The sequence below is a fragment of the Deinococcus radiodurans R1 = ATCC 13939 = DSM 20539 genome, from assembly GCF_000008565.1.
Lineage (GTDB): Bacteria > Deinococcota > Deinococci > Deinococcales > Deinococcaceae > Deinococcus > Deinococcus radiodurans.
The window spans coordinates 169,794-192,789 of record NC_001264.1; the positions used below are offsets into that span (position 1 = coordinate 169,794).

Here is a 22,996-nt window from a genome sequence, read left to right on the forward strand (position 1 = left end):
TTTGCCGCCCCAGACGCTAACGTTGTGCCCCAGATGCCTGTTCCTGTCCCTCGCGCTTACCCCCGCTTGAGCCATGCCATCGGCTTCGACGACGCGCCGTTTGCCCGCGAGTGGCGCGGCGACGTGCGGATTTTTGGGGCCGTCTACGCCGGGCCGACCCTGCACGCCGTGGTCAGCGGGCGGGTCCGCCGCGACGGGCGCAACGCCACCGACGAACTCAGCCGGCTGGTCACGGCGCAGGCCGAGCACTTGCAACTGGTGTTCTTGCAGGGTATCGCGCTCGCGGGCTTCAATGTGGTGGACCTCGGCGCCCTGCACGCCCGCACGGGCCTGCCGGTGCTGGTGGTGGCCCGCAGGAAACCCCGGCTCGACCGCATTCGCCGCGCCCTGCTCGAAGAAGTACCGGGCGGCGCGCGCAAGTGGCGCCTCATCGAGCAGGCAGGGGAGATGGAGCCCTGCGCTGGCCTCTACGTCCAGCGGGCGGGCCTGTTGCTGGCAGAGGCGGAAGCCGCGCTCGGCACCTTTTGCCTTACCGGGCGCATTCCTGAACCTCTACGCACGGCCCACCTGATTGCCGGAGGCGTGACGCGCGGCAGCAGCGCGGGCCAGCGCGTTTAACAAGGCCTCCGATTGAGTCCAGCAATAGTCCGTGCAGTTTTGGAATTCAGCTAACCAAGCTGCGATAAACACGGCGTTTTTTGTCCCTCCCTCCTTGCGGGGGAGGTTGGGATGGGGGAGCGCAAATGGCGTCCTAGACAGCAAGATCTTGATCGCCCTCTGTAACGACCACAAAACTGCACGAACCATTGGTCCAGTTGTTTTGGATTCAATACGGCTGTGCTGGAATGGAGCGGAACCCGTCTAACCGGCGGCCCGTTCCCGCCGTCCGGCAACACTGCGGACCAGCAGCAGCAATCCGAACGCGACGAGCACCATCACCGCGCTCAAGACCAGTGCGGGCGCGAGGTCGGATTCCAGCGCGGCGTAGATGGCCAGCGTGACCGTGCGGGTTTGGCCTTGCAGCGACCCGGCAAACAGGATGGTGGCGCCGAATTCGCCCAGCGCCCGCGCCCAGGCAAGGACCAGCCCCTCCAGCAAAAAGGGAAACGCCAGTGGCCAGGTGATCAGCCGGAAGACCTGCCCGTCACTCGCGCCATCGGTGCGGGCAGCGTCCTCGGCGTCGCGGTTCACCGCCTGAAACCCGGCGCGGGCGGTCCGCAGGTAAAAAGGCGCCGACACGAACAGTTGCGCGAGCACCACCGCCGCCGTGGAAAAGGCAAGCTGAATCCCCGCGAGTTCGAGCGCCGGCCCCAGCAGCCCGCCGCGCCCGAAGGTAAGCAGCAGTCCAACCCCCGCCACCACCGGCGGCAACACGATGGGGAGGTCAAGGAGCGTTTCGAGGACGGGCTTGCCCGGAAAATCGAAGCGCGCCAGCAGCCACGCAACCGGCGTGACCAACGTGACGGTGAGCAGCAGCGTGATTCCGGTGGTCAGCAGACTGACGCGCAGGGCGTCCCCCACCGCCCGGCTCGCCAGCGCCGGCCAGAACGACGCCGTCAGCCCCCGCGTGAGCAGCACCAGCACCGGCACGACCAGAAACAGCGTCAGCGCCCCCCCCAGCAGCAGGGCCAGCGGAGGCGCGGAGCGGGGCGGGCGACTCATACGGTTCTGGACTTTAATTCACCTCGGCCAGAAAAGCATCAGCCGAAGCTTCTGACCTGCCTCAGCGCGGGCTCTGGAAGCCCCATTTACGCAGAATCTTCTGGCCTTCGATCGAACGGACGTACGCGATGAAGGCTTGCGCGGCGGCAGCGTTGCGCGACGCCTTGAGCGTGCCGATAGGGTACCTCGCGGTCTGGTTGAAGCGCGTCGGCAGCGCGACCACTCGCACGTCGTTTTTCAGGGCGGGCGTCACGTCGCTGCGGTAGACCACGGCGGCGTCGGCCTCGCCCAGCCCCACCTTCAGTGCCACCTGCCGCACGTTGGGCTCCTCGCTCACCACGTTTTTCATAAACCGCGCCGAAAAGTCCTTGCCGTAGGTGCCCGCCTGATCAATGGCCCCCAGCATCCGCCGGGTGTAGTCCCCGACCGGCACGGCCTTGTCGGCAATCACGATTCGGACCCCCGGCGCCGTCAGGTCACGCAGGGTGCTGACTTTGCGGCTATTGCTCGGCACGATGACGGCGAGTTTGTTGCTGACGAACGGCTGCCCGGCCACGACCAATCCGGCCTTGACCAGCGGGTCGAACTGGGCATTGTTCGCGCTGGCGTACACGTCGGCCCGCGCCCCATTTTCGAGTTGGGTACGCAGCGCCTGCGACCCGGCGAACTGAAAAACGGTCTTGTTGCCGGTGCGGGCGTCGAACTGCTGGCCGAGTTCGGTAAAGGCGTCAGTCAGCGAGGCGGCGGCAAACACGGTGAGCTGAGCGGCGGAGGCGGTGCTGCCCAGCAGCAGGGTGGTCAGGACAATCAAGCGCATGGGTGGCCTCCTCGGAACTTCTTTTGAATTCGCTGTTTGGGGCCTAGGGCGGCAAAACGGTGGTCAGGATACCCCCCGGCGCCTGGGCTGCCGCCTTTAACCGTCTATTGCTGCGCCGCCCGTACCTTCTGTGCACTGACCGCAGCGCGGCAGTTCGGCTTTTCTCCACGCTTCCCGCCCCTCAAAAGGAGTGTTCCCATGACCGACCCCCAAGACCCTCGCCTGATCCTCACACCCGGCGCAGACCACGACCATGACCACGCCGACGACGACTTCACCCACCTCGGCCTGGCTGCCGACACGCAGATGCTGGGCCGCTCGGTGCTCGACCGCCGCCGGCTGCTGGGGCTGGGCGCCCTGGGCGTCGGCACGCTGCTGGGCGCGGTGGCTCTCGGCACCCCTGCGTCGGCGCTGCTGGCGGGCCGACCCCCGCTGCCTCCTGGGGGTCCGGGCGGCCCTGGTGGACCCGGCGCAGGTGGACCGGCGGGGCAGGGCGACGCCGATACCGTCAGCAGCGCCAACGGCCAGTGCCGCACCCTGCCGAGCGAAACCCAGGGGCCGTACCCCGCCGACGGCAGCAGCGCGTCGGGGCAGACCCTCAACCTGCTCGAGCAGTCGGGCATCGTGCGGCGCGACCTGACCCGCAGCCTCAAGACGGGCCACACCGTGTCGGGCGTGCCGCTCACGCTGACGCTGCAACTGGTGAACGTCAAGAGCAACTGCGCGCCGCTCGCCGGGCATGTCTTCTACCTCTGGAGCTGCACGCCCGCCGGGGAATACTCGCTCTACAGCCGCAGCATCGTCGGGGAAGACTACCTGCGCGGCGCCCAGGTCACCGACGCGCAGGGCCGGGTCACTTTTCAGACCGTCTTTCCCGGCTGCTACGCGGGGCGCTGGCCGCACCTGCACTTCGAGGTTTATCCGAGCCTGGCGGCGGCAGTGAAAGGCAACGTGGACCACAACGCCGCGCTGGTGTCGCAAATCGCCCTGCCCGAGACCGTCTGCCGCGCCGTCTACGCTGACCCGCGCTACAGCGGCAGCCTGCGTAACTTCGGCGCCATTACCCTGGCCACCGACAACGTGTTCCGCGACGGGGTGGCCGCCCAGACCCCGCGCATCACGGGGAGCGCTGCGACGGGCTATACGGCGAACCTCACGGTGGGCTTGCAAGTCTGACGTGATTGTCAGTGGGGGTCGGGCCGGAACCCCAGCGGCCCGTGCCCCGCGCCCAGCCCCGGCGCCCGCCGCAGCGCGCCTTGCAGGTAGGCGTGCGCCTGCATGACCGCGCCCGGCAGGTCCAGTCCCCGCGCCAGATTCGCCGTGATGGCCGCCGAGAGCGTGCAGCCGGTGCCGTGCGTGTGCCGGGTCCGCAGCCGGGGCGCGGTCAGCGTGAGCGAGTGCGCGGGCGTGCGGAGTTCGTCGGTGACGCTGTCGCTGCCCTCCTCCGCATGGCCGCCCTTGAGCAGCAGCGGCAGCGTGTCGGGCGCTCCAGCCTGGCATAGCACGTTCCATTCTGGCGTGTTGGGCGTCACCAGCGTGGCAAGGGGCAACAACTCGCCCAGCACCGTGCTGATGGCTTCAGCGTCCAGCAGGGCGTCCCCACTTTTCGCCAGCATCACCGGGTCCACCACCAGCGGCAGCCCGCGCCCGCGCAGTTCCTCCGCCACCACCCGCACGATTTCGGGCCGGCCCAGGGCGCCCGTTTTGACCGCACCCACTGGAAAGTCGTCCAGCACGGCGCGCAGTTGAGCGCGCACCATGTACGGCGAAACATAGTCCACGCCCTGCACGCCCAAAGTATTCTGCGCCGTGACCAGGGTGATGACCGAGGTGCCGTACACGCCGCGCGCCTCAAAGGTCTTGAGGTCGGCCTGAATGCCCGCGCCGCCGCCGGAGTCGCTGCCGGCGATGGTGAGGGCGACGGGGACGGTCACGCTCACGCGGGGACTTCAGGGTCGGGCAGCCGCACCACGCCCGCTGCCGGGCTGCTCGGACTCGCGCTGTCGCGCTGCTGCATCCGTCCGGCGAGGTAACCCAGGCGCCCGGCCTCCACCCCCAACGCAAAGGCGCGGGCCATCGCCACCGGGTCGCGCGCCTCGGCAATGGCGGTGTTGACGAGCACGGCGTCGGCGCCCAGTTCCAGCGCCTGCGCCGCGTCGCTCGGCACGCCCAGCCCGGCGTCCACCACGATGGGCACGCCCGCGCCGTCAATCACGGTGCGAATGAGTTCCGGCGTCCGCAGGCCCTTGCCGGTGCCGATTGGACTCGCCAGCGGCATCACTGTGGCGCAGCCTACCGCTTCGAGCGCGCGGGCAAGCACGCCGTCGGGCTGCACGTAAGGCAGCACCGTGAAGCCCTCGCCCACCAGAATCTCGGCAGCCCTGAGCGTGCCGATGGGGTCAGGCAGCAGGTACTTGGGGTCGGGAATCACCTCAAGTTTCAGCCAGCTCACGCCCGTCGCGGCGCGCGCCAGTTTCGCCACCCGCACGGCTTCCTCGGCGGTGCGGCACCCGGCGGTGTTGGGCAAAAGCTGAAACCTGTCGAGGTCGAGCGCGTCGAGCAGGCCGTCGTGCCCCGGTGCTTTCAGTTCCACGCGGCGAATGGCGACGGTCACAATCTGGGTGCCGCTGGCGCCCAGCGCGTCTTGCATCACCGCAAAGTCGCGGTACTTGCCGGTGCCGAGCAGCAGGCGCGAGGAAAAGGACTGGCCGCCGATGGTCAAGAGGTCGTTCGTATTCATGTATTTACTCCCCTGGAAGGTTGCTAGGTGTTGGAAACAGTCATGCTGGACGGCTTCTATCAACCGTCACCCATTCACCATCAACGTTTACCCTCCGCCGATGACCCGCACGATTTCCACCACGTCCGCCTCCTCCAGCTCGCGGTCGGGGGCCTGACCGCCGGGGTAAAAGTCGTCGTTCACAGCGATGGCGACGCGCTCAGGCCGGATGTCCAGTTCGCGCAGCAGGCCGTGCAGGGTGAGGCCGGGTACGCAGGGGCGGGGTTCTCCGTTGACTTGCATAAAGCTCCTTGGGGCTGTTGATAGTTGAGGGGTGATGGTTGATAGGAAAATGCGTTCCAGCCGCTCTCTATCAACCATCAACCATTCACCATCAACGCTTCCCGCAATGCGTGTGCCGCCGCCGCGCAGTCGTCCGCGTCGAGCACCGCCCGCACCACGGCGATGCGGGTGGCTCCAGCGTCCAGCACGGCCTGCACGTTCCCCAGGTCGATGCCGCCGATGGCGTACCAGGGCAGTGTGGGCCTGAGCGCGGCGATGTGGCGCACGTAGCCGAGTCCAGCGGCGACGCGGCCCGGTTTGGTGGGCGTGGCATGCACGGGGCCGGTGGCGAAGTAGGCGGGGGCTTCGGCCAGGGCGCGCGCGGCGTCTTCCGGACGGTGGGTCGAGCGGCCCACCCGCAGCCCCGGCGCCATGAGCCGCGCCCACTCCACCGGCAGGTCGTTTTGCCCGAGGTGCACGCCGTCAGCGCCCGCCGCGAGCGCCACGTCCACCCGGTCGTTCACGAAAAAGGGCACGTTCCGGGCGTGGGCGAGGTCGCGCAGCCGCTCGGCCAGCGCGATGTAGGGCCGCGCCTCCCCGTATTGCCCAGAATCGGCCTTGCAGCGCAGTTGCAGGGTGTCCACCCCGCCCGCGAGCGCGTCTTCCACCCGCCGCAGAAACTCGGCTTCGGATTGACCGGGGCGCGGCGTGGCGACGAGGTAGAGGTGACCGAGAGGACGGGTGGGCGCGGTCATGCGGAGGCCCCCTCGCCCCGTTGCTTCGCCGCGCCTCTCTCTGCTTCGCAGCTCTCCGCGTCCCTCGGAGGGAAAGGCGTCAGCAAAAGCCAAAAGCTGAGGCTGTGTTCTGTCCCTCTCCACCTGTGGGAGAGGGGGGGAGCCGCGCAGCGGCGGAAGGGTGAGGGGGCTCCCAGACCAACCCACCGCACATCCCCACCCCGCCCCCTGCCCTCAGTCATCCGACCCTTCTACATAAATCTCGCCGCCCAGCTCGCGGAATTCCCGCGCCTTCGCTTCCAGACCGGCCAGCACGTCGCCCGCGCGGATGTCGTGGCTCAGCTTCATTGAGCAAAAGGCCGGGCCGCACATGCTGCAAAAGTGCGCGGTCTTGGCGGCGTCGGCGGGCAGCGTCTCGTCGTGCAGGGCGCGGGCCTTTTCGGGGTCGAGGGCCAGATTGAACTGGTCTTGCCAGCGGAACTCGAAGCGCGCCTTGGAAATCGCGTTGTCGCGGGCCTGCGCGCCGGGGTGCCCTTTGGCGAGGTCGGCGGCGTGCGCGGCGATTTTGTAGGTGATCACGCCGTCACGCACGTCCTGCTTGTCGGGCAGCCCGAGGTGCTCTTTGGGCGTCACGTAGCACAGCATGGCGGTGCCGTACCATGCGATTTGCGCCGCACCGATGGCGGAGGTGATGTGGTCGTACCCCGGCGCGATGTCGGTGGTCAGCGGCCCCAGCGTGTAAAACGGCGCCTCCTGGCACACGTCGAGCTGCCGGGTCATGTTCTCGCGGATAAGCTGCATGGGCACGTGCCCTGGCCCCTCGATCATGGTCTGTACGCCGTGGTCCCAGGCCACCCGCGTCAGTTCGCCCAGCGTGCCCAGTTCGGCAAACTGCGCGGCGTCGTTGGCGTCCTCGATGCTGCCTGGGCGCAGGCCGTCGCCCAGGCTGAAGGTGACGTCGTAAGCGGCCATGATTTCGCAAATCTCCGCAAAACGGGTGTAGAGAAAGTTCTCCTGATGGTGCGCGAGGCACCACTTCGCCAGGATGCTGCCCCCGCGCGACACGATGCCGGTGCGCCGCCGGGCGGTCAACGGCACGTGCGCCAGCCGCACCCCCGCGTGAATGGTGAAGTAGTCCACGCCCTGCTCGGCCTGCTCGATCAGCGTGTCGCGGTACACCTCCCAGGTCAGTTCCTCGGCCTTGCCGTCCACCTTTTCGAGCGCCTGATAAATCGGCACCGTCCCAATCGGCACCGGGCTGTTGCGCACAATCCATTCGCGCGTCTGGTGGATGTGCCGCCCGGTCGAGAGGTCCATCACCGTGTCGGCCCCCCAGCGCGTCGCCCAGACCATCTTCTCGACTTCTTCCTCGATGCTCGACGTGACGATGGACGTGCCGAGGTTCGCATTGATTTTGACCCGGAAATTGCGCCCGATGATGGTCGGCTCCAGCTCGGGGTGGTTGACATTCGCCGGAATGACCGCCCGGCCCCGCGCCACCTCGTCCCGCACGAATTCGGGGGTGTAGAGGCGCGGAAGGCTGGCGCCGAAGCTCTCGCCGGGGTGCTGGTGCGCGAGTTCGGCCTGCTCCTGCTGGCGCAGGTTCTCGCGCAGAGCGACGAATTCCATTTCCGGGGTAATTTCACCGCGCCGGGCCGCCTGCATCTGGGTGATGCCCTGCCCCCCCCGGCTTTCACTGCGGGCGCGGCGCGGCGTGAGGACGTGCGGATACGGCAGTGGCCCGTCCATATCTGCCAGCGCGGAAAAACGCGCCGTTTCCTCGGTGCGCTCGCTGCGCGCCAGCCAGGGCCGGGCGTGCGGCAGGCCCCGTTGCAGGTCGGTGGCCACGGCGGGGTCGGTGTAGGCGCCGCTGGTGTCGGGCACGAGCAGCGGCGGGTTGGGCAGGGTGCGCGTCACTCCGCTAAACGCCTCCACGGTGGGCGAAAGCGTAATGGCGCGCACTGGCACGCGCACTTCAGGAAAGAGGCTGCCGCCGAGGTAGCGCTTCTCGGACGCGGGGAAAGGCTGGGTGGAGATGCGGGAGTGGTCGATGGACATAGAGGCCTCCGGGCAACAGATGAGGGCGGAGCGCGCCGTCAGGCCAAAGAGAGGCCAGCAGCGCGCCTGGTCGGGCGTCCGTTCGGTTCAAGCTGTAGTGTTCGTCGGGGAAGGCAGCGGCGAAGTCACGGTGCCTGCCCGGTCTCAGTCAGTGTCGGTCAATAAAAAAGCCCTCCCCACGAAGAAACGGAGGAGGGCAGAACAAAAGTCTCTGCGCCCGTCACACTCCCTCCGCTGGTGCTAACCAGTTCAGGTTCATAGGGTTAGGCCCGAGTTGCCCTCTCAGCCTCCGGCCCATATGCGGAGGCACCCCTGTTGACGATGCCCCGAGTTTGCCACCGCGTCAGGGACAGGTCAAGCCCGACAGCAAGACAAGTGCCAAACAGTCTAAAAAGTTTTTTATATGAAGATCTCCCTGTTGTCCCTTCACATACAGACATATCCCCCCCTTACCCTTGCGTTTCCCTGCCCAAGCTTTATCCTCTGCACATTCAAAGCTCAGCCACCCGAGGAGGGAGCGCGTGACCGCAACACCCAGCCCAACCGTCCACCCCGTCGATGAGGTGCCCGCCGCCCAGAACCTGCTGGTCTTCGGCCTGCAACACGTCATGAGCATGTACGCGGGCATCGTCGCCGTGCCGCTGATCCTCGCCGGGGCACTGGGGCTCGATGCCACCACCGCCGCGCGCATCGTCAGCGCCAGCTTCTTCATGTGCGGCCTCGCCACCCTGGTCCAGACGCTCGGCGTCGGTCCCTTCGGCGCCAAGTTGCCCATCGTGCAGGGGACCACCTTCGCCGCCGTAGGCACCATGATTCTGGTCGGCAAGGAGTTCGGTCTGCCGGGCATCTACGGCGCGGTGATCGCGGGCGGCCTGTTCACCATCCTGCTCGCGCCGTATTTCTCGCGCCTGCTGCGCTTCTTTCCGCCGGTCGTGTCGGGCACCGTCATCACCATGATCGGCATTTCGCTGCTGCCGGTGGCCTTCAACTGGGCCGGTGGGGGCGTGGGCAACCCCAACTTCGGCAGCCCCGGCAACCTGGGCCTGGCGGCCATCACCCTGCTCATCGTGCTGCTCATCAGCCGCTTCGGCCGGGGCTACCTCGGGCGCATCGCGGTGCTGCTCGGGCTGGTCATCGGCAGCGTCATCGCCGCGCTTTTCGGGCAAGTGAACGGCGCCCCCATCAGCAGCGCCGCCTGGGTGGGCTTCACACCGCCGCTCGCCTTCGGGGCGCCCACCTGGCACCTCGTGCCGATTCTGTCCATGCTGCTGGTGATGTTGGTCGTGATGGTCGAAACCACCGCTGACCTGCTCGCCATCGGAGAAATCACCGGCAAGAAAGTCGGTCCCCGCGAAGTCGCCGCCGGGCTGCGCGCCGACGGGCTCTCCACCGCCGTCGGGGGGCTGTTCAACTCCTTTCCCTTCACCGCCTTTGCCCAGAACGTCGGGCTGGTGCGCTTTACCGGCATCAAGAGTCGCTTTGTCGTCGCGGCGGCGGGCGTCATCCTGCTGCTGATGGGCTTTTTCCCCAAACTCAGCGCGCTCGTCGCCAGCATTCCGCTGCCGGTGCTCGGCGGCGCCGGACTGGTGCTGTTCGCCTCGGTGGCCGTTTCCGGCATTCAGACCCTCGCCAAGGTGGACCTCAGCGACACCCGCAACCTCACCGTCGTCTCGGTCAGCCTCGCGCTCGGCCTGATTCCCTCCACCGTGCCCGGCCTGTACGCCCACCTGCCCGCGCAGGCGCAACTGTTCCTCGGCAGCGGCATCACTGCCGCGAGCCTGTGCGCCATCTTGCTCAACATCCTCTTCAACATCGTCGGCAGCGACCGCCCGCGTCCCTCCGCGACCGCCACCGTGGCTGAGCACGCGCCCGAACCGGGGGACCTCGCCGAGCACTGACCGGCCCGAGTTGAGCTAGACTCGGCCCACCACAACCAGACCCCTGTTCTGCATGGATAACCAGCGGTCCGCCTCGTGCGTCAACCATGCGCCCACGCCCACCCCTGGGCCAGGGCGCATGCTGAAGCCACCAGACGGACCGTCTTTTTTCTTTTTCCTTTTCCTTAGAGGAGGCCCATGAACACATTCGAGCTGACCGTCAACGGCGCCGCGCGGCGGGTCCGAGACGTGCCCCCCCACACCACGCTGCTGCATTGGCTGCGCGACCAGGGCCTGACCGGCTGCAAGGAAGGCTGCGCCGAGGGCGAATGCGGCGCCTGCGCGGTGCTCGTCGCTCGGCCTGACGGCGAGGGCGCAGACACCCGCTGGGAAAGCGTCAACGCCTGCCTCGTCACGCTGGCAGCACTCAGCGGGCAGGAAGTCGTGACCGCCGAGGGGCTCGGTTCGCCTGCGGACCTCCACCCGGTGCAGCGCGAACTCGCCGGGCGCGGCGGCTCGCAGTGCGGGTACTGCACCCCCGGCTTCGTGACGAGCATGGCCGCCGAGTACTACCGCGAGCGCACCCCCCAGAACCACGGCGCCCCCAACGGCTTCGACCTGCACGCCCTGAGCGGCAACCTCTGCCGCTGTACCGGCTACCGCCCGATTCGTGACGCGGCGTACGCCCTCGGGACGCCGGACGGGGAAGACCCCCTCGCGCAGCGGCGCACGCAGCCGGCCCCAGCGCCCCAGGCCACCGAACTCGTCACGCCGCAGGGCAATTTTTACCGGCCTCTTGCTCTGGCCGACGCGCTCGACCTGATGGCCCAGCACCCCGGTGCCCGGCTGCTCGCGGGCGGCACCGACTGGAACGTGGACGTCAATTTACGTCACGCCCGTGCCGAGACGGTGATTGCCGTAGACGCCCTGCCCGAGCTGCGCGAACTGAAGTGGAGCACTGGTCCTCTTGATACGGGCACGCTGGAGATCGGCGCCGGACTCAACCTCTCGGACATCGAGCGCCGTCTCGGTGGGCGGGTGCCACTGCTGGCGCAGCTGTGGCCGCAATTCGCCAGTCGCCTCATTCGCAACTCTGCCACGCTGGGGGGCAACCTCGGCACCGCCTCGCCCATCGGCGACAGCCCGCCCGCGCTGCTGGCGCTCGACGCCTCGCTGGTGCTGGTGTCGAGTGGGGGAGAACGCACCGTGCCGCTCGCCGAGTACTTCACCGGCTACCGGCAAACCGCCTTGCAACCCGGCGAACTCATCCGCGCGGTGCGAATTCCGCTGCCGCTCTCGCCCCTCACCGCCTTCCACAAAATCGCCAAGCGGCGCTTCGACGATATTTCCAGCGTGGCGGTCGCCTTCGCGCTCGACGTGCAGGGGGGCGTGGTTCACAAAGCCCGCATCGGCCTCGGCGGCGTGGCGGCCACCCCACTGCGGGCTTACGAGACGGAGCAGGCGCTCGAAGGCCAGCCCTGGACCGAGGCGACGGTGCAGCGGGCCGCCCGCGCCCTGCGTGGCGAAGGCACCCCCATGAGCGACCACCGCGCCAGCGCCGAGTACCGCGCCGCGATGCTGGGGCAGGCGCTGCTGCGGTTTTTTTACGAGTCCCAGCAAGGCGAAAGTGATGTCAGGGAGGCCCAGGCATGACCCGTGACCCCATTCAGATCACCCACCTCTCCGAACGCCCCGCCCGCAGCGCGGTGGGCGAGCACGCCATTCACGAGAGCGCCGCCCTGCACGTCACTGGGCATGCTCTTTACACTGACGACCTCGGGGTCAGGCTCGCGGGGCTGCTGCACGCCTGGCCGCTGCAAGCGCCGCACGCCCACGCCCGGCTCACCCGCCTCGACGTGACCCCCGCGCTCGCGGTGCCCGGCGTGGTGCGCGTGCTCACCGCCGCCGACGTGCCCGGCGAAAACGACTCGGGCGTCAAGCACGACGAGCCGCTGTTCCCGACCGAGGTGATGTTTCACGGCCAGGCGGTGTGCTGGGTCCTTGCCGAGAGCACCGAGGCCGCCCGGCTGGGGGCGCAGGCGATTCTCGCCGAGTACGAACCGCTCCCCGCCCTCGTCACGTTGCGCGAGGCCATCGCCGCCGAGTCCTTCCAGGGCAACCAGCCCACCCTGCGCCGGGGCGACGTGACGCTCGGTTTCGAGCAGGCCACCCACATCTTCGAGGGCGAGTTCGAGTTCGGCGGGCAGGAGCACTTCTACCTCGAAACGAACGCCGCGCTCGCGCAGGTGGACGAAAACGGGCAGGTGTTCATCCAGTCCTCGACGCAGCACCCCACCGAAACGCAGGAAATCGCGGCGCACGTGCTCGGCGTGCCCTCGCACCTCGTCACCGTGCAGTGCCTGCGGATGGGCGGCGGCTTCGGCGGCAAGGAAATGCAGCCACACGGCTACGCGGCGGTAGCAGCGCTTGGAGCCGTTCTCACTGGGCGCCCGGTGCGCGTGCGCCTCAACCGGACGCAGGATCTGACCATGACCGGCAAACGCCACCCCTTCCACGCTGTGTGGAAGGTGGGTTTCGATGCCGAGGGCAAACTCACCGCCTTGCAAGCCACCCTGACGAGCGACGGTGGCTGGAGCCTCGACCTTTCCGAGCCGGTGCTGGCGCGCGCGCTATGTCACATCGACAATGCTTATTACATTCCGCATGTCGAGGTGCTGGGCCGCGTCGCCAAGACGAACAAGACCTCGCAGACGGCGTTCCGGGGCTTCGGCGGGCCACAGGGGATGCTCGTCATCGAGGACATCCTGGGCCGCTGCGCGCCGCTGCTCGGCCTGGAAGCCCACGAGCTGCGCCAGCGCAATTTCTACCAGCCCGGCGAGGCGACCCCCTACGGGCAGGAAGTCCGGCACGCCGAGCGCCTCGCCCGCGTCTGGGACGAACTGCTCGCCAGCAGCGAGTTCGCCGCGCGGCAGCAGGACATTGCCTCCTTCAACGCCGCGCACCCCCACGCCCGGCGCGGGCTGGCAATCACGCCGGTCAAGTTCGGCATCTCGTTCAACTTCACGTCGTACAACCAGGCGGGGGCGCTCGTGCACGTCTACAAGGACGGCTCGGTCCTCATCAACCACGGCGGCACCGAGATGGGCCAGGGCCTGCACACCAAGATGATTCAGGTGGCGGCCACGGCGCTCGGCGTGCCGACGAGTTGCGTGCGGCTCGCTCCCACCCGCACCGACAAAGTACCCAACACCTCGGCAACGGCGGCGAGCAGCGGGGCCGACCTCAACGGCGGGGCGATCAAGGACGCCTGCGAGCAGATTCGCGCGCGGCTCGCGGCGGTCGCGGCAGGCGCCCTGCTGCCGCTCGCCCGGCAGAAGGTGGGGGCGCTCGGCGTGCATCCCGACGACGTGCGTTTCGAGCACGGACGGGTCTTCGCGGTGGGGCACCCGGGGCTCGCGCTCGACTTCCGGCAGGTCGTCCACGACGCCTACCACCTGCGCACCCCGCTGTGGGCGGCGGGCTTTTACCGCACGCCGGGGCTGCACTGGGACCGCGAGGCGATGCAGGGCACGCCTTTCAAATACTTCTCCTACGGCGCGGGCGTGACCGAGGTCGAGGTGGACGGCTTTACCGGCGCCTACAAACTGCGCCGGGTGGACCTGCTGCACGACGTGGGCGAGAGCCTCAACCCGCTGCTCGACCTCGGGCAGATCGAGGGCGGCTTCGTGCAGGGCGCGGGCTGGCTCACCCTCGAAGACCTGCGCTGGGACGAGTCGCAGGGGCCGGGCCGGGGCCGAGTCACTACCGCGTCGGCGAGCACCTACAAACTGCCGAGCTTTTCCGAGATGCCCGAGGTCTTTCACGTCTCTCTCTTGCAAGGCGCCGCCGAATCCGGCGTGGTCTACGGCTCCAAGGCGGTCGGCGAGCCCCCGCTGATGCTCGCGCTGAGCGTGCGCGAGGCGCTGCGGCAAGCGTGCGCGGCCTTCGGTGACGGGGGCCGTGAACAGCCGCTCGCCAGCCCCGCCACCCCGGAAGCGGTGTACTGGGCGCTGACGGCGGCGCGTGAGGCGGGGGCCGCCGCGCCGGTTCCCAGCGTCGCCGGAGCCGACTGACCCATGAGCGGTTGGCTGCCGGGCGTGCAGGCGCTCACCGAGCGGGGCGAGCGGGCGTGCTCGTTACCCTCGCCGTCGTGCGCGGGCACGCCCCGCGTGAGGCGGGGGCCAAGATGGTCGTCTCGGTCACGCAAACCTGGGACACGGTGGGCGGCGGCAACCTCGAAGCGACGGCGGTGGCCCGTGCCCGTGCGCTGCTCGAAACCGGGGCGAGTGCGCCCGAACTGCTCACCCTGCGCCTGACCGACCGTGCCCCCAACGAGTACGGGCGGCAGTGCTGCGGCGGCGAGGTGACGCTGCTGCTCGAGCCGCTGCGGACCGCGTTCCCAGTGGTCGCGCTGTTCGGCATCGGGCACGTGGGGCTGGAGCTCGGGCTGCTGCTCTCGCGCCACCCGGTCGAGCTCCACCTCGCCGACTCGCGCGCCGCGCAGCTCACGCCCGAGCGGCTCGCCCCGCTGCGTGGCGGCCCGGCGCGGCTGCACGTTCACCACTCGCCCATTCCCGAGATGGCGCTCGCCGAGTTGCCGCCTGGTGCCTGCGCCGTCTTTCTCACCCACGACCACGCCGAGGACCTCGCGCTGTGCGACGCCGCGCTGCATCGGGGCGACCTGGCGTTTACCGGCCTCATCGGGTCCGCCGTCAAATGGTCGCGCTTCCGTGAGCAGCTGCGGGCGGCGGGACACACCCCGGAGGCCATCAAGACCATTACCTGCCCCGTTGGACTGCCGGGGCTCGGCGGCAAGGCGCCCGCCGTGATTGCCCTGAGCATCGCCGCCCAGCTTTATCCGCTGCTGTTTCCTGCCGTACCTGCGCCCTCTCCCGAAAGGACTCCATGAAGATCTATCGCTCGACCCTGCTGCACACGCCCGCCAGTCCCTTTGCCGTGCCCGACGCCCTCCAGACCTTCAGCGACGGGGCGCTGGCGGTGGGGGACACCGGCACCATCGCCCACCTCGGGACCTTTACAGAGGTGCTTGCCGAGGTGCGGGCCGCCTGCCCGGACGCCGAGGTCCACGACCTGCGCGGCGGGGTGCTGCTGCCGGGCTTCATCGACACCCACGTGCATTACCCGCAGGTGCGGGTGCTCGGCGGGCTGGGCATGGCGCTGCTTGAGTGGCTCGACCGCAACACCCTGCCTGAGGAAGCGCGGCTGGCCGACGCGGCGTATGCCCGCACTATTGCCGGAGAGTTTCTGCACGGGCTGGCCTCGCACGGAACGACCACCGCACTGGTGTTCGGCAGCCACTTCGCCGGGGCGATGGACGAGTTTTTTGCCGAGGCGGCGGCGCGCGGGCTGCGGGTGGTCGCCGGGCAAGTCGTCAGCGACCGGCTGTTGCGGCCCGAGCTGCACACGACCCCCGAGCGAGCTTACGCGGAGGGCAAAGCCCTGATCGAGCGCTGGCACGGGCAGGGGCGCAGTCTCTACGCCGTCACGCCGCGCTTTTCGCTCTCGGCGTCGGAAGGCATCCTCGACGCCTGCGCCGCGCTGCTGACCGAGTTTCCTGACGTGCGCTTCACCAGCCACATCAACGAGAACAATCAGGAAATCGAGGTGGTGCGTGGGCTCTTTCCCGGCGCGCGTGATTACCTCGACACCTACGAGCGCGCCGGACTGGTCACGCCGCGCAGCGTCTTCGCACACAACGTGCACCCGAACGAGCGCGAACTCGGCGTCCTGGCCGCGCAGCGGTGCAGCGTCGCCCACTGCCCGTGCAGCAATTCGGCGCTCGGCAGCGGGCTGTTTCCGCTGAGGCGTCACCTTGCGGCGGGCGTCCACGTCGCGCTCGGCACCGATGTGGGCGGCGGCACCGGCTTCTCGCTGCTCAAAGAGGGCCTCCAGGCGTACTTCATGCAGCAACTGCTTGGGGAAGAGGGCGCGGCCCTCAGTCCAGCACACCTGCTCTACCTCGCTACGCTCGCCGGGGCGCAGGCGCTGGGGCTGGACGGGCAGGTCGGGGATTTCACACCCGGCAAGCAGTTCGATGCGGTGTGGCTGCGGCCCCGGGCGGGCAGCACGCTGGCGACGGTGCTGGCACACGCCGAGAGTGAGGAGCGGACGCTCGCGGCGCTGTTTGCGCTGGGAACGGGGGACGACGTGGAGCGGGTGTGGGTCGGTGGGGGGGTGGTGTTTGCGCGGGAGGCAGAAGCCTGAGAGGCAGGAGCCACTGGGACTTGCCTGGGGGCTCGCTTTTTCTGTTTGACTTCTAACGATCACAATTTGGCTTTCTTACCTAAGGCCGCTTATGGATAAAAGGCATCATTTGCCCCTTTACCCTTCTGTCGCCAGCCAGCGTACGAGATTTGAGAGATGCGTCACTTTAAGCTGTCGGTGCTGGTGGTCGGTGTCCGCTGCTTGACTGGGCGGGTGGAGGCGTCTGCCTGTTGAGGAGGGGCTCCATGTTGCGTACCTTGGTTCTCAATTTCTGTTTGCTGGTCACGCTGGTATACCTGCTGAGTCTGACCTATAAAAGTGCGGCTGATTTGGCCGACTCTCGTCTCCAGGTGCCACGCTTCCTGCTCGTTTCGCTGATGTGCGTGCCGCTGATGTTTTTTCCGGCGCAGGTGGCGCCTGGGGTCTTTGTTGACCTGCGAGCAGTGCCGATTGCTTTCCTGACCCTCCGCCTGGGCTGGGGCTGGGGGCTGGTGGGCGCCGTGCCGCTGCTCGTCTACCGCTACCTGCTGGGCGGCGTGGGCTGGCCGCCGGCCATGGTGAGTGCGATCGGTGTGGTGCTGGTGGCGGGGCTCTTTCATGGTCGGCTGGGACTGTTCAGGCCGCAGTGGCCGTGGGAACGACTACTTTTGCCGCTGCTGCTGATTTTTCTGCCCAATGGGCTGCTGCTGCCGATTATCCGGCATGATTTGAGCCTCTATCTGACCGTGTGGCTGCCGCTGCTGGTAATGTGCTTTCTGGGCGCGTTAATCACGCTGGGCATCTTGCGCAGTCGTTTCCGCCTGCTCTCGCTGGTCGAAACCTTTGAGCGGCAGGCCCACCAGGACGCGCTCTCGACCCTCGCCAACCGGCGGCAGTTTGATCTCGACATCCAGACGCTGGGGCCTGACGACGTGCTGTGCCTGATCGATATTGACCATTTCAAGCAGGTGAACGACGTGCACGGGCACGAAGCGGGCGACGGGGTGCTGGTGCAACTCGGGGAGCTGTTGCCGCGTTGCCTGCGCGCCTCGGACCGGGCCTACCGTTACGGCGGCGAGGAATTTGCCGTGCTCTTCCGGATGACGGGGGCGGTGGACCCGGCAGTACTTGGCGAACGGTTACGCGCCCAGGTGGCCCAGACAGCCTTTACGGTACTGGGGGGCGCTCCTCTGACGGTGTCGGTCGGGCTGGCGCGCCGGGGCGAGGGCAGCGTGGGCGACTGCTTTCGACGGGCGGACGTGGCACTTTACGCGGCGAAGCGAGGAGGGCGGAATAGGGCGGTGGTGTGGGGGCCGGAGTTGGGAGAAGGAACGGGATGACAGCTTCAGGTAGCTTGTTTTTTATTGACATAGGCATATAAAATTGTGTATGCATCCACAGGACGAACGGCAACTCAAGCTGACGCGAGCGTTGCAGGAAGCGGACCTCGACACCGTGCTGGGGATTCTGGGGCCGGAGCTGCGCTGGCCGCTCAAGCAACTGCGGAGCAACCTGCGGCTGATCTTCGCGGCGGCGGAGCGCGACCATGTCAGCTTGCTGCATCCGCCTGCCGATTTCGTGACGTGGTTGCAGGGGCCACTGCACGAAACGGTTAAGGGGCCGGGCACTGCCAAGGCGAATACCGTGGTGGCGCGGCTTTCCACCATCTCACGGCTGTACGAACTGTTGATGGACGAGGGCGTTGTGATTCGTCAACCGCTGCGGGGACTGGTGCGCCCGCCGGGGGAACGCAAGGTGGAAAAGGTGCCGCCGCGTGAAGACATCGAGCGGCTGCTGGTGCACGCGCAGCCTGACCCGGCGCTGTTCGCCGCTTTGACGCTGATGTACCGACATACCTTTCAGGTGGCCGAGATGCTCGCGCTGCGCTGGTCGGCGTTCCGGCACGAAGACGGCACCATCCTGCGGCGGCGGACGCTATGCCAGCTTGACGACGCGAGTTATGCGGCGCTCGACCGGCTGCTCGCGCAGGCGGGGGGGCCGCTGTCTAATCCCGCCGGGCGCATTTTCCCCTTTGAAAACAACGACGCGCTGCGGACCCGAATTTTTCAGGTGTGCCGGGAGGCCAATCTCACCTTCGTCAATCCAGCCAAGCTGCGCAAGGCAGGGCTGCGCGACTTTCCACTTACGCCCGATCAGGCAGGCTTTATCGGCGACGAGGCGTATGCGCTGGCAAGAGAACTGGCGAGCCGCTTGACGGAGGAGGACTCCGTCTCTTCTGCCACTGGGTCGGTCAATCAATAACTTCGCGCTTGTGACCTGCACTTCGGCGCGATAGAAGCGATGATCGACGAGGCACAGAATCTCGTCGGGGACATAGCCCTATTCATATATTTTTTTGTTTAGCCAACAAGACTTAAAAACCGGGCTGTAGCGCCCGGTCCTTTTTTACCCTTAGTGTTGCAGCCAGAGATACCGGGCGAGCAGCAGCAGGCCCAAGCCATACAGCAGCGGGCTGACTTCGCGGCCACGACCTCCGATGAGTTTGATCAGGCAGTAGGAGATGACACCGAGGCTCACGCCGTTGGCGATGGAGAAGGTCAGCGGCATCATGATGATGGTCAGGAAGGCAGGCAGGCTCTCGGTCAGGTCGTCCCAGTCGATCTGCTTGATGCCTTCCATCATCAGGGCGCCCACCAGAATCAGCGCGGGCGCGGTGGCGGCGGCGGGAATGGCGGCGGCGAGCGGCCACAGCAGCATGGCGAAGAGGAACAGCACGCCCACCGTCACGGCGGTCAGGCCGGTGCGCCCCCCTTCCCCGATGCCGCTCGCGGACTCGACATAGGCGGTGGTGGTGCTCGTGCCCATGAAGGCGCCGAACATAGCGGCGAGGCCGTCCATCGCAAAGAGGCGCCGGGCGCGCGGCATGTTGCCGTGCTCGTCGAGGAAACCCGCCTTTTGGGAGAGGCCGGTCAGAGTGCCGGTGGCGTCGAAAAAGTCCACGAAGAAGAAGGTGAAGACCACGTTCAGCAGGCCCAGGCCCAGCGCCCCGCCGATGTCGAGCTGGCCGACGAGGTCCACCGGCCACACCGGCGCCCCGAAGATGCCGAGCAGCGAGCCCTGAAAGCCGGGAAACGCTTGCAGCGCACCTTCGGCGCCCCCGGCGAACACCGGCAGGCGCAGCACAATAGCGGCGGCGGAGGTCAGCAGGATGCCCCAGAGAATCGCGCCCGTGACCCGCCGCACCATCAGCCCCGCCGTGACGACGAGTCCGAGCAGCGCGAGCCACGCCCCAGGCGCGGTGAGGCTGCCGAGGCCGACGAAAGTGGCGGGGTTGGTGACCACGATGCCCGCGCTCTTAAGGCCCAGGAAGGCGAGAAAGGTGCCGATGCCCGCCGTGATGGCGAACTTGAGCCCGCGTGGAATCGCCTGCACGATGGCCTGCCGCGCCCCGAGCAGGCTGAGCAGCACGAACAGCACGCCGCTGATGAAGACCGCCCCCAGCGCCGTTTGCCAGGGTACCTTCATGCCGAGCACCACCGTGAACGCGAAAAAGGCGTTCAGGCCCATGCCCGGCGCCTGCGCGTAGGGGTATTTGGCGATGAGGCCCATCACCAGCGACCCGAACGCCGCCGCGATGGCGGTGGTGGTCAGGAGCTGCGCGAAGGCGCCCGGCACCGGAATGGCCGCCGAGAGCACCTGTGGGTTCACGAAGAGGATGTAACTCATCGTGAGGAAGGTGGTCAGCCCGGCCCGCAGCTCGCGGGGAACAGTGGAGCCGGAGGTGGTCAGCCCGAAAAAGCGGTCCAGACCCGACGGCGGCGCACCCTGGGGAGAGGAAGAAGTCACACCATGAGCATACGCTTAGGCGACGGTCAAGGATGGGGGGCAGCGGGTTGCTGGGGGTTGCCGGTCTAGAGCATTTGCCGTAATAAAGACCCCTCACCCCTGCCTTTGGCAGGCCCTCTCCCCTTGAGAGAGGGTCAAACAGCGCGAGGCAATTCTTTTGTCAAATGCTCTAGGTGTGCGCGTCGCCTCTTATTCCACCCGTTCGGCAGCGAAGAGGTGGCGGGGCCGCTCGAACTCGCCCTGGGCCGCCACGAGTTGAATCTCGCGGGTGCCGAGGCGGTGGGTGAGGTCGAGCAGGGCGTAAAGGGCACTCATGGAAAGCGTGAGGGCCTGCTCGGCGCTGCCGGTGCGGAGAAACTGGCCGTAGAACAGCGCGGCAATCGCGTCGCCGGTGCCGTTGCGCGGGGGGTCGAGCGGCAGCAGCGGCGTGCGGCACAGCCAGGAGCCTTCGCCCGTCACGGCTAATGTCTCGATGCTGCTCGCCGGGGCGTCCGCGCGGACCAGACTGGTCAGCAGCACGATGCGCGGCCCAGCGGGGTTGAGGCGTTCGCGCAGAGCGTGCGCAGCGGCGAGTGCGTCCGCCAGAGTCTCCACCTTTTGCCCGGTGAGCAACTCAAGTTCAAACTGATTAGGGGTCACGATGTCGGCGGCGGGGATGGCCTGCGCGGCGATGAGGGCGGGCAGGTCAGGATGCACGAACACGCCGCGCCCCACATCGCCCATCACCGGGTCGCAGCAGTAGAGGGCCTGCGGGTGGGCCTGCCGGACCCGGCCTACCGCCCCCACCACCGCCGCCACCGTGCCGCCCGAGCCCACGTAGCCGCTGAGCACGCCGTCACACTGCGGCAGGACGCCGCGCGCTTCGATGCCGTCGAGCAGCTCGGCAATCACGCCCGGCTCGAACACCGGCCCGGTCCAGGCGCCGTAGCCGGTATGGTTGGAAAACTGCACGGTGTGGACGCCCCAGACCTCGAAACCCAGGCGTTGCAGGGGAAAAATGGCCGCCGCGTTGCCGACGTGGCCGTAGCTCACCCACGACTGGATGCTCAGGATGTTGCGCGGGAGGGTAGGCGTGACAGAATCCAAAGAGTCGGACGAAGAAACGGGCGTCGTCATGCGCGACAGGATAGGGGAAGGACCGCGTTCAGGTGGCTTTGGCCTCTGCCGCATTTTGCACACTCAGCGGGCCGAACTCGCGGGCCCAGAGGTCGCCCTTCTCCCCCACCCCGGCGAGGTCGAGGGGGGTGACACCGCTCACCCGCAGCTGCCAGCCCTGGCCCTGGCGCCGCAAGTCGTCCACCCGCGCCAGGCCGGTGTGCGCGCGGTCCAAGCCGTCGGCCACCCGCAGGATGCCCGCGAGCCGGGCAACCAGGGCGCGGTCGGCGGGCGCGAGGGCCACGTAGTCGGGGTGCGAGGGCTTGGGCAGGCTCTTGCGGTGGTAACGGGCGATCTGGGCAATGAGTTCGATGTCCTGCGGCCCGAACCCGCGCAGCCCCGCGTGGCGAATGAGGTAGGCGCCGTGCTTGTGGTGACTGCTCTGGCTGACGATCTGCCCCGCCTCGTGCAGCACGGCGGCGGCGGTGAGCAGGCTGCGGGCGGGCGGGGGAAAGGTCTCGCCCGCCGCGAGCAGCCGGTCAAAGAGTTCGCGTGACAGCTCGGCCACCTGCCCGGCGTGCGAGAGGTTGACGCCGAAGCGCCCGGCGGTCGCGAGCACGCTGCGCTGGCGGGTGCTGAGCGCCAAGCTGAAAGTCTGGACCTGAGCGAGTTCCTCGATCAGCATCCCTTCGCGCAGGGCACCTTCGCTGACCGTCACCTCACGGGCGCCGAGGGCGTCGAGCGCGGCGTGCAGCACGCTCAGGGCGGCGAGGATGGTGTCGCCCCGGCGCTCCAGCCCCGGCACCCGCGCACGCTGGGCAGGCCGCAGCCGGGCGACGTGGGCAAGCAGGTCGGCGAGTTCGGTGAGGGTAAAGCGCTCGCCGTTGACCCCACCTGCCGCCTCAGCCGGGCGCCCGCCGCGGCGCTGCGCGATGGCGTCGGCGGCGGCTTCGGCGGTGCCGCTCGACAGGAAAAACTGGGTGCCGGGCCGCGCGGCGAAGCGCCCAGCGTGGGGCCGCAGCAGCTCGCGCACCTGCCGGGCCACCGCGTCGGCCACGTCGCGCCCGGCGTTTTTGCCGTCTCCCTCGGGAAAGGCGCGGGTCATGCGAATGGCGCCGAGGGGCAGGCTCAGGACGTCCGCCGCCCGCTCCTCGGCGCCGCGCACGAATTCCAAACTGCCGCCGCCGAGGTCGAGCAGCACGTTGTCGGGGCCGAGTTCGACCGCCTCGCGCACGCCGAGGTAGGTGAGTTCGCCCTCGCGTACGCCGCTGATGACCGCCGGGTACAGGCCGGTGCGCTGCCGGACGCGCTCGGCGACTTCCGCGCCGTTGGGCGCCTCGCGCAGCGCGGAGGTCGCGTAGACGCGCACGTCTCCCGCGCCCGCCGACGCCGCCAGCTCGCGGAAGCGGGTCAGGGCGGACGCGAGCCGCTCCTCACCTTCGGGAGTCAGCTCGCCGCGCGTGTCCAGGCACTCGCCCAGGCGGGTGCGGTCCTTGAGGGTGTCTATGACCCGGAAGCCCCCGGCGTCGCCCGGCAGAGCCTCGGCAATCAGGAGGTGACTGGAGTTGGTTCCCACATCGGCGACGGCGACCCGCATATGGTGCAGAGTAATCCCTGCGGCGGCCTGCGCGTGCGGGGGCTGACCCACTTCCCCTCCGCCCCAATGGGTGAGCGCGTCCTATTGCCTTGCCCCGGCTGTGACAGGCTGTCGAGCATGACTTTATCGGCGGCCCAGCGCCCT

At 68.2% G+C, this 22,996-nt stretch carries 19 protein-coding genes and 1 riboswitch; of the genes, 9 read left to right on the forward strand and 10 right to left on the reverse strand.

The features are described from left to right. Positions 1–33 precede the first annotated feature (33 nt). Positions 34–618 (forward strand): DUF99 family protein, encoded by a 585-nt coding sequence (locus DR_RS14435; RefSeq protein ID WP_010889427.1) that lies wholly within the window; start codon positions 34–36, stop codon positions 616–618. Positions 619–861: 243 nt separating this feature from the next. Here DR_RS14435 and DR_RS14440 read toward each other — a convergent pair whose 3' ends face one another. Next, the gene (locus DR_RS14440; RefSeq protein WP_010889428.1) at positions 862–1,662 is read right to left on the reverse strand and encodes an ABC transporter permease; all 801 of its coding nucleotides are present in this window, start codon (positions 1,660–1,662) and stop codon (positions 862–864) included. 61 nt (positions 1,663–1,723) lie between these two features. Further along, a complete protein-coding gene (modA, locus tag DR_RS14445) occupies positions 1,724–2,479 on the reverse strand; it encodes a molybdate ABC transporter substrate-binding protein (RefSeq protein WP_010889429.1) in 756 nt (251 codons plus the stop codon). A gap of 198 nt (positions 2,480–2,677) precedes the next feature. On the opposite strand from modA, the gene DR_RS14450 reads away from it, so the two are divergent. After that, positions 2,678–3,655: an intradiol ring-cleavage dioxygenase gene (locus DR_RS14450; RefSeq protein WP_027479757.1), complete on the forward strand. Its 978-nt coding sequence runs from the start codon at positions 2,678–2,680 to the stop codon at positions 3,653–3,655. Positions 3,656–3,663: 8 nt separating this feature from the next. Here DR_RS14450 and thiD read toward each other — a convergent pair whose 3' ends face one another. The 5 genes from thiD to thiC form a co-directional block, all read right to left on the reverse strand. After that, on the reverse strand, positions 3,664–4,419 hold the full coding sequence (gene thiD, locus DR_RS14455) for a bifunctional hydroxymethylpyrimidine kinase/phosphomethylpyrimidine kinase (protein ID WP_010889431.1): 756 nt from the start codon (positions 4,417–4,419) through the stop codon (positions 3,664–3,666). After that, a complete protein-coding gene (locus DR_RS14460; RefSeq protein WP_027479758.1) occupies positions 4,416–5,219 on the reverse strand; it encodes a thiazole synthase in 804 nt (267 codons plus the stop codon). Before DR_RS14460 ends, thiD begins: the two co-directional genes overlap by 4 nt. Positions 5,220–5,306: 87 nt before the next feature. Beyond that, on the reverse strand, positions 5,307–5,501 hold the full coding sequence (thiS, locus tag DR_RS14465) for a sulfur carrier protein ThiS (protein WP_027479759.1): 195 nt from the start codon (positions 5,499–5,501) through the stop codon (positions 5,307–5,309). 77 nt (positions 5,502–5,578) lie between these two features. Then, positions 5,579–6,235: a thiamine phosphate synthase gene (gene thiE, locus DR_RS14470; protein ID WP_027479760.1), complete on the reverse strand. Its 657-nt coding sequence runs from the start codon at positions 6,233–6,235 to the stop codon at positions 5,579–5,581. A 213-nt stretch (positions 6,236–6,448) separates the two neighbouring features. Further along, positions 6,449–8,272: a phosphomethylpyrimidine synthase ThiC gene (gene thiC / locus DR_RS14475; RefSeq protein WP_010889435.1), complete on the reverse strand. Its 1,824-nt coding sequence runs from the start codon at positions 8,270–8,272 to the stop codon at positions 6,449–6,451. Between the two features lie 208 nt (positions 8,273–8,480). Continuing rightward, a riboswitch (TPP riboswitch) is annotated at positions 8,481–8,596 on the reverse strand. Between the two features lie 197 nt (positions 8,597–8,793). Here thiC and DR_RS14480 point away from each other — a divergent pair. The 7 genes from DR_RS14480 to DR_RS14510 all read left to right on the forward strand — a co-directional run bounded on the left by DR_RS14480 (position 8,794) and on the right by DR_RS14510 (position 18,615). Beyond that, entirely contained in the window at positions 8,794–10,170 is a 1,377-nt protein-coding gene (locus DR_RS14480) for a nucleobase:cation symporter-2 family protein (RefSeq protein WP_034349867.1), read from the forward strand. 177 nt (positions 10,171–10,347) lie between these two features. Beyond that, positions 10,348–11,802: a xanthine dehydrogenase small subunit gene (locus tag DR_RS14485; protein WP_010889437.1), complete on the forward strand. Its 1,455-nt coding sequence runs from the start codon at positions 10,348–10,350 to the stop codon at positions 11,800–11,802. Beyond that, complete coding sequence (gene xdhB / locus DR_RS14490) at positions 11,799–14,222, forward strand: xanthine dehydrogenase molybdopterin binding subunit (protein WP_010889438.1); 2,424 nt, start codon at positions 11,799–11,801, stop codon at positions 14,220–14,222. Before DR_RS14485 ends, xdhB begins: the two co-directional genes overlap by 4 nt. Positions 14,223–14,278: 56 nt before the next feature. Then, on the forward strand, positions 14,279–15,058 hold the full coding sequence (xdhC, locus tag DR_RS14495) for a xanthine dehydrogenase accessory protein XdhC (RefSeq protein WP_234944703.1): 780 nt from the start codon (positions 14,279–14,281) through the stop codon (positions 15,056–15,058). Beyond that, entirely contained in the window at positions 15,055–16,374 is a 1,320-nt protein-coding gene (gene guaD / locus DR_RS14500; protein ID WP_010889440.1) for a guanine deaminase, read from the forward strand. Before xdhC ends, guaD begins: the two co-directional genes overlap by 4 nt. A 245-nt stretch (positions 16,375–16,619) precedes the next feature. Further along, the gene (locus DR_RS14505) at positions 16,620–17,693 is read left to right on the forward strand and encodes a GGDEF domain-containing protein (RefSeq protein ID WP_034349871.1); all 1,074 of its coding nucleotides are present in this window, start codon (positions 16,620–16,622) and stop codon (positions 17,691–17,693) included. A gap of 49 nt (positions 17,694–17,742) precedes the next feature. Then, on the forward strand, positions 17,743–18,615 hold the full coding sequence (locus DR_RS14510; RefSeq protein WP_027479763.1) for a tyrosine-type recombinase/integrase: 873 nt from the start codon (positions 17,743–17,745) through the stop codon (positions 18,613–18,615). Positions 18,616–18,765: 150 nt separating this feature from the next. Here DR_RS14510 and DR_RS14515 read toward each other — a convergent pair whose 3' ends face one another. The 3 genes from DR_RS14515 to DR_RS14525 all read right to left on the reverse strand — a co-directional run bounded on the left by DR_RS14515 (position 18,766) and on the right by DR_RS14525 (position 22,903). Next, entirely contained in the window at positions 18,766–20,160 is a 1,395-nt protein-coding gene (locus tag DR_RS14515; protein WP_010889443.1) for an NCS2 family permease, read from the reverse strand. Between the two features lie 189 nt (positions 20,161–20,349). Beyond that, the gene (gene pdxY / locus DR_RS14520) at positions 20,350–21,276 is read right to left on the reverse strand and encodes a pyridoxal kinase (protein WP_034349874.1); all 927 of its coding nucleotides are present in this window, start codon (positions 21,274–21,276) and stop codon (positions 20,350–20,352) included. 28 nt (positions 21,277–21,304) lie between these two features. Continuing rightward, entirely contained in the window at positions 21,305–22,903 is a 1,599-nt protein-coding gene (locus tag DR_RS14525) for a Ppx/GppA phosphatase family protein (RefSeq protein ID WP_227141749.1), read from the reverse strand. Positions 22,904–22,996: the final 93 nt, after the last annotated feature.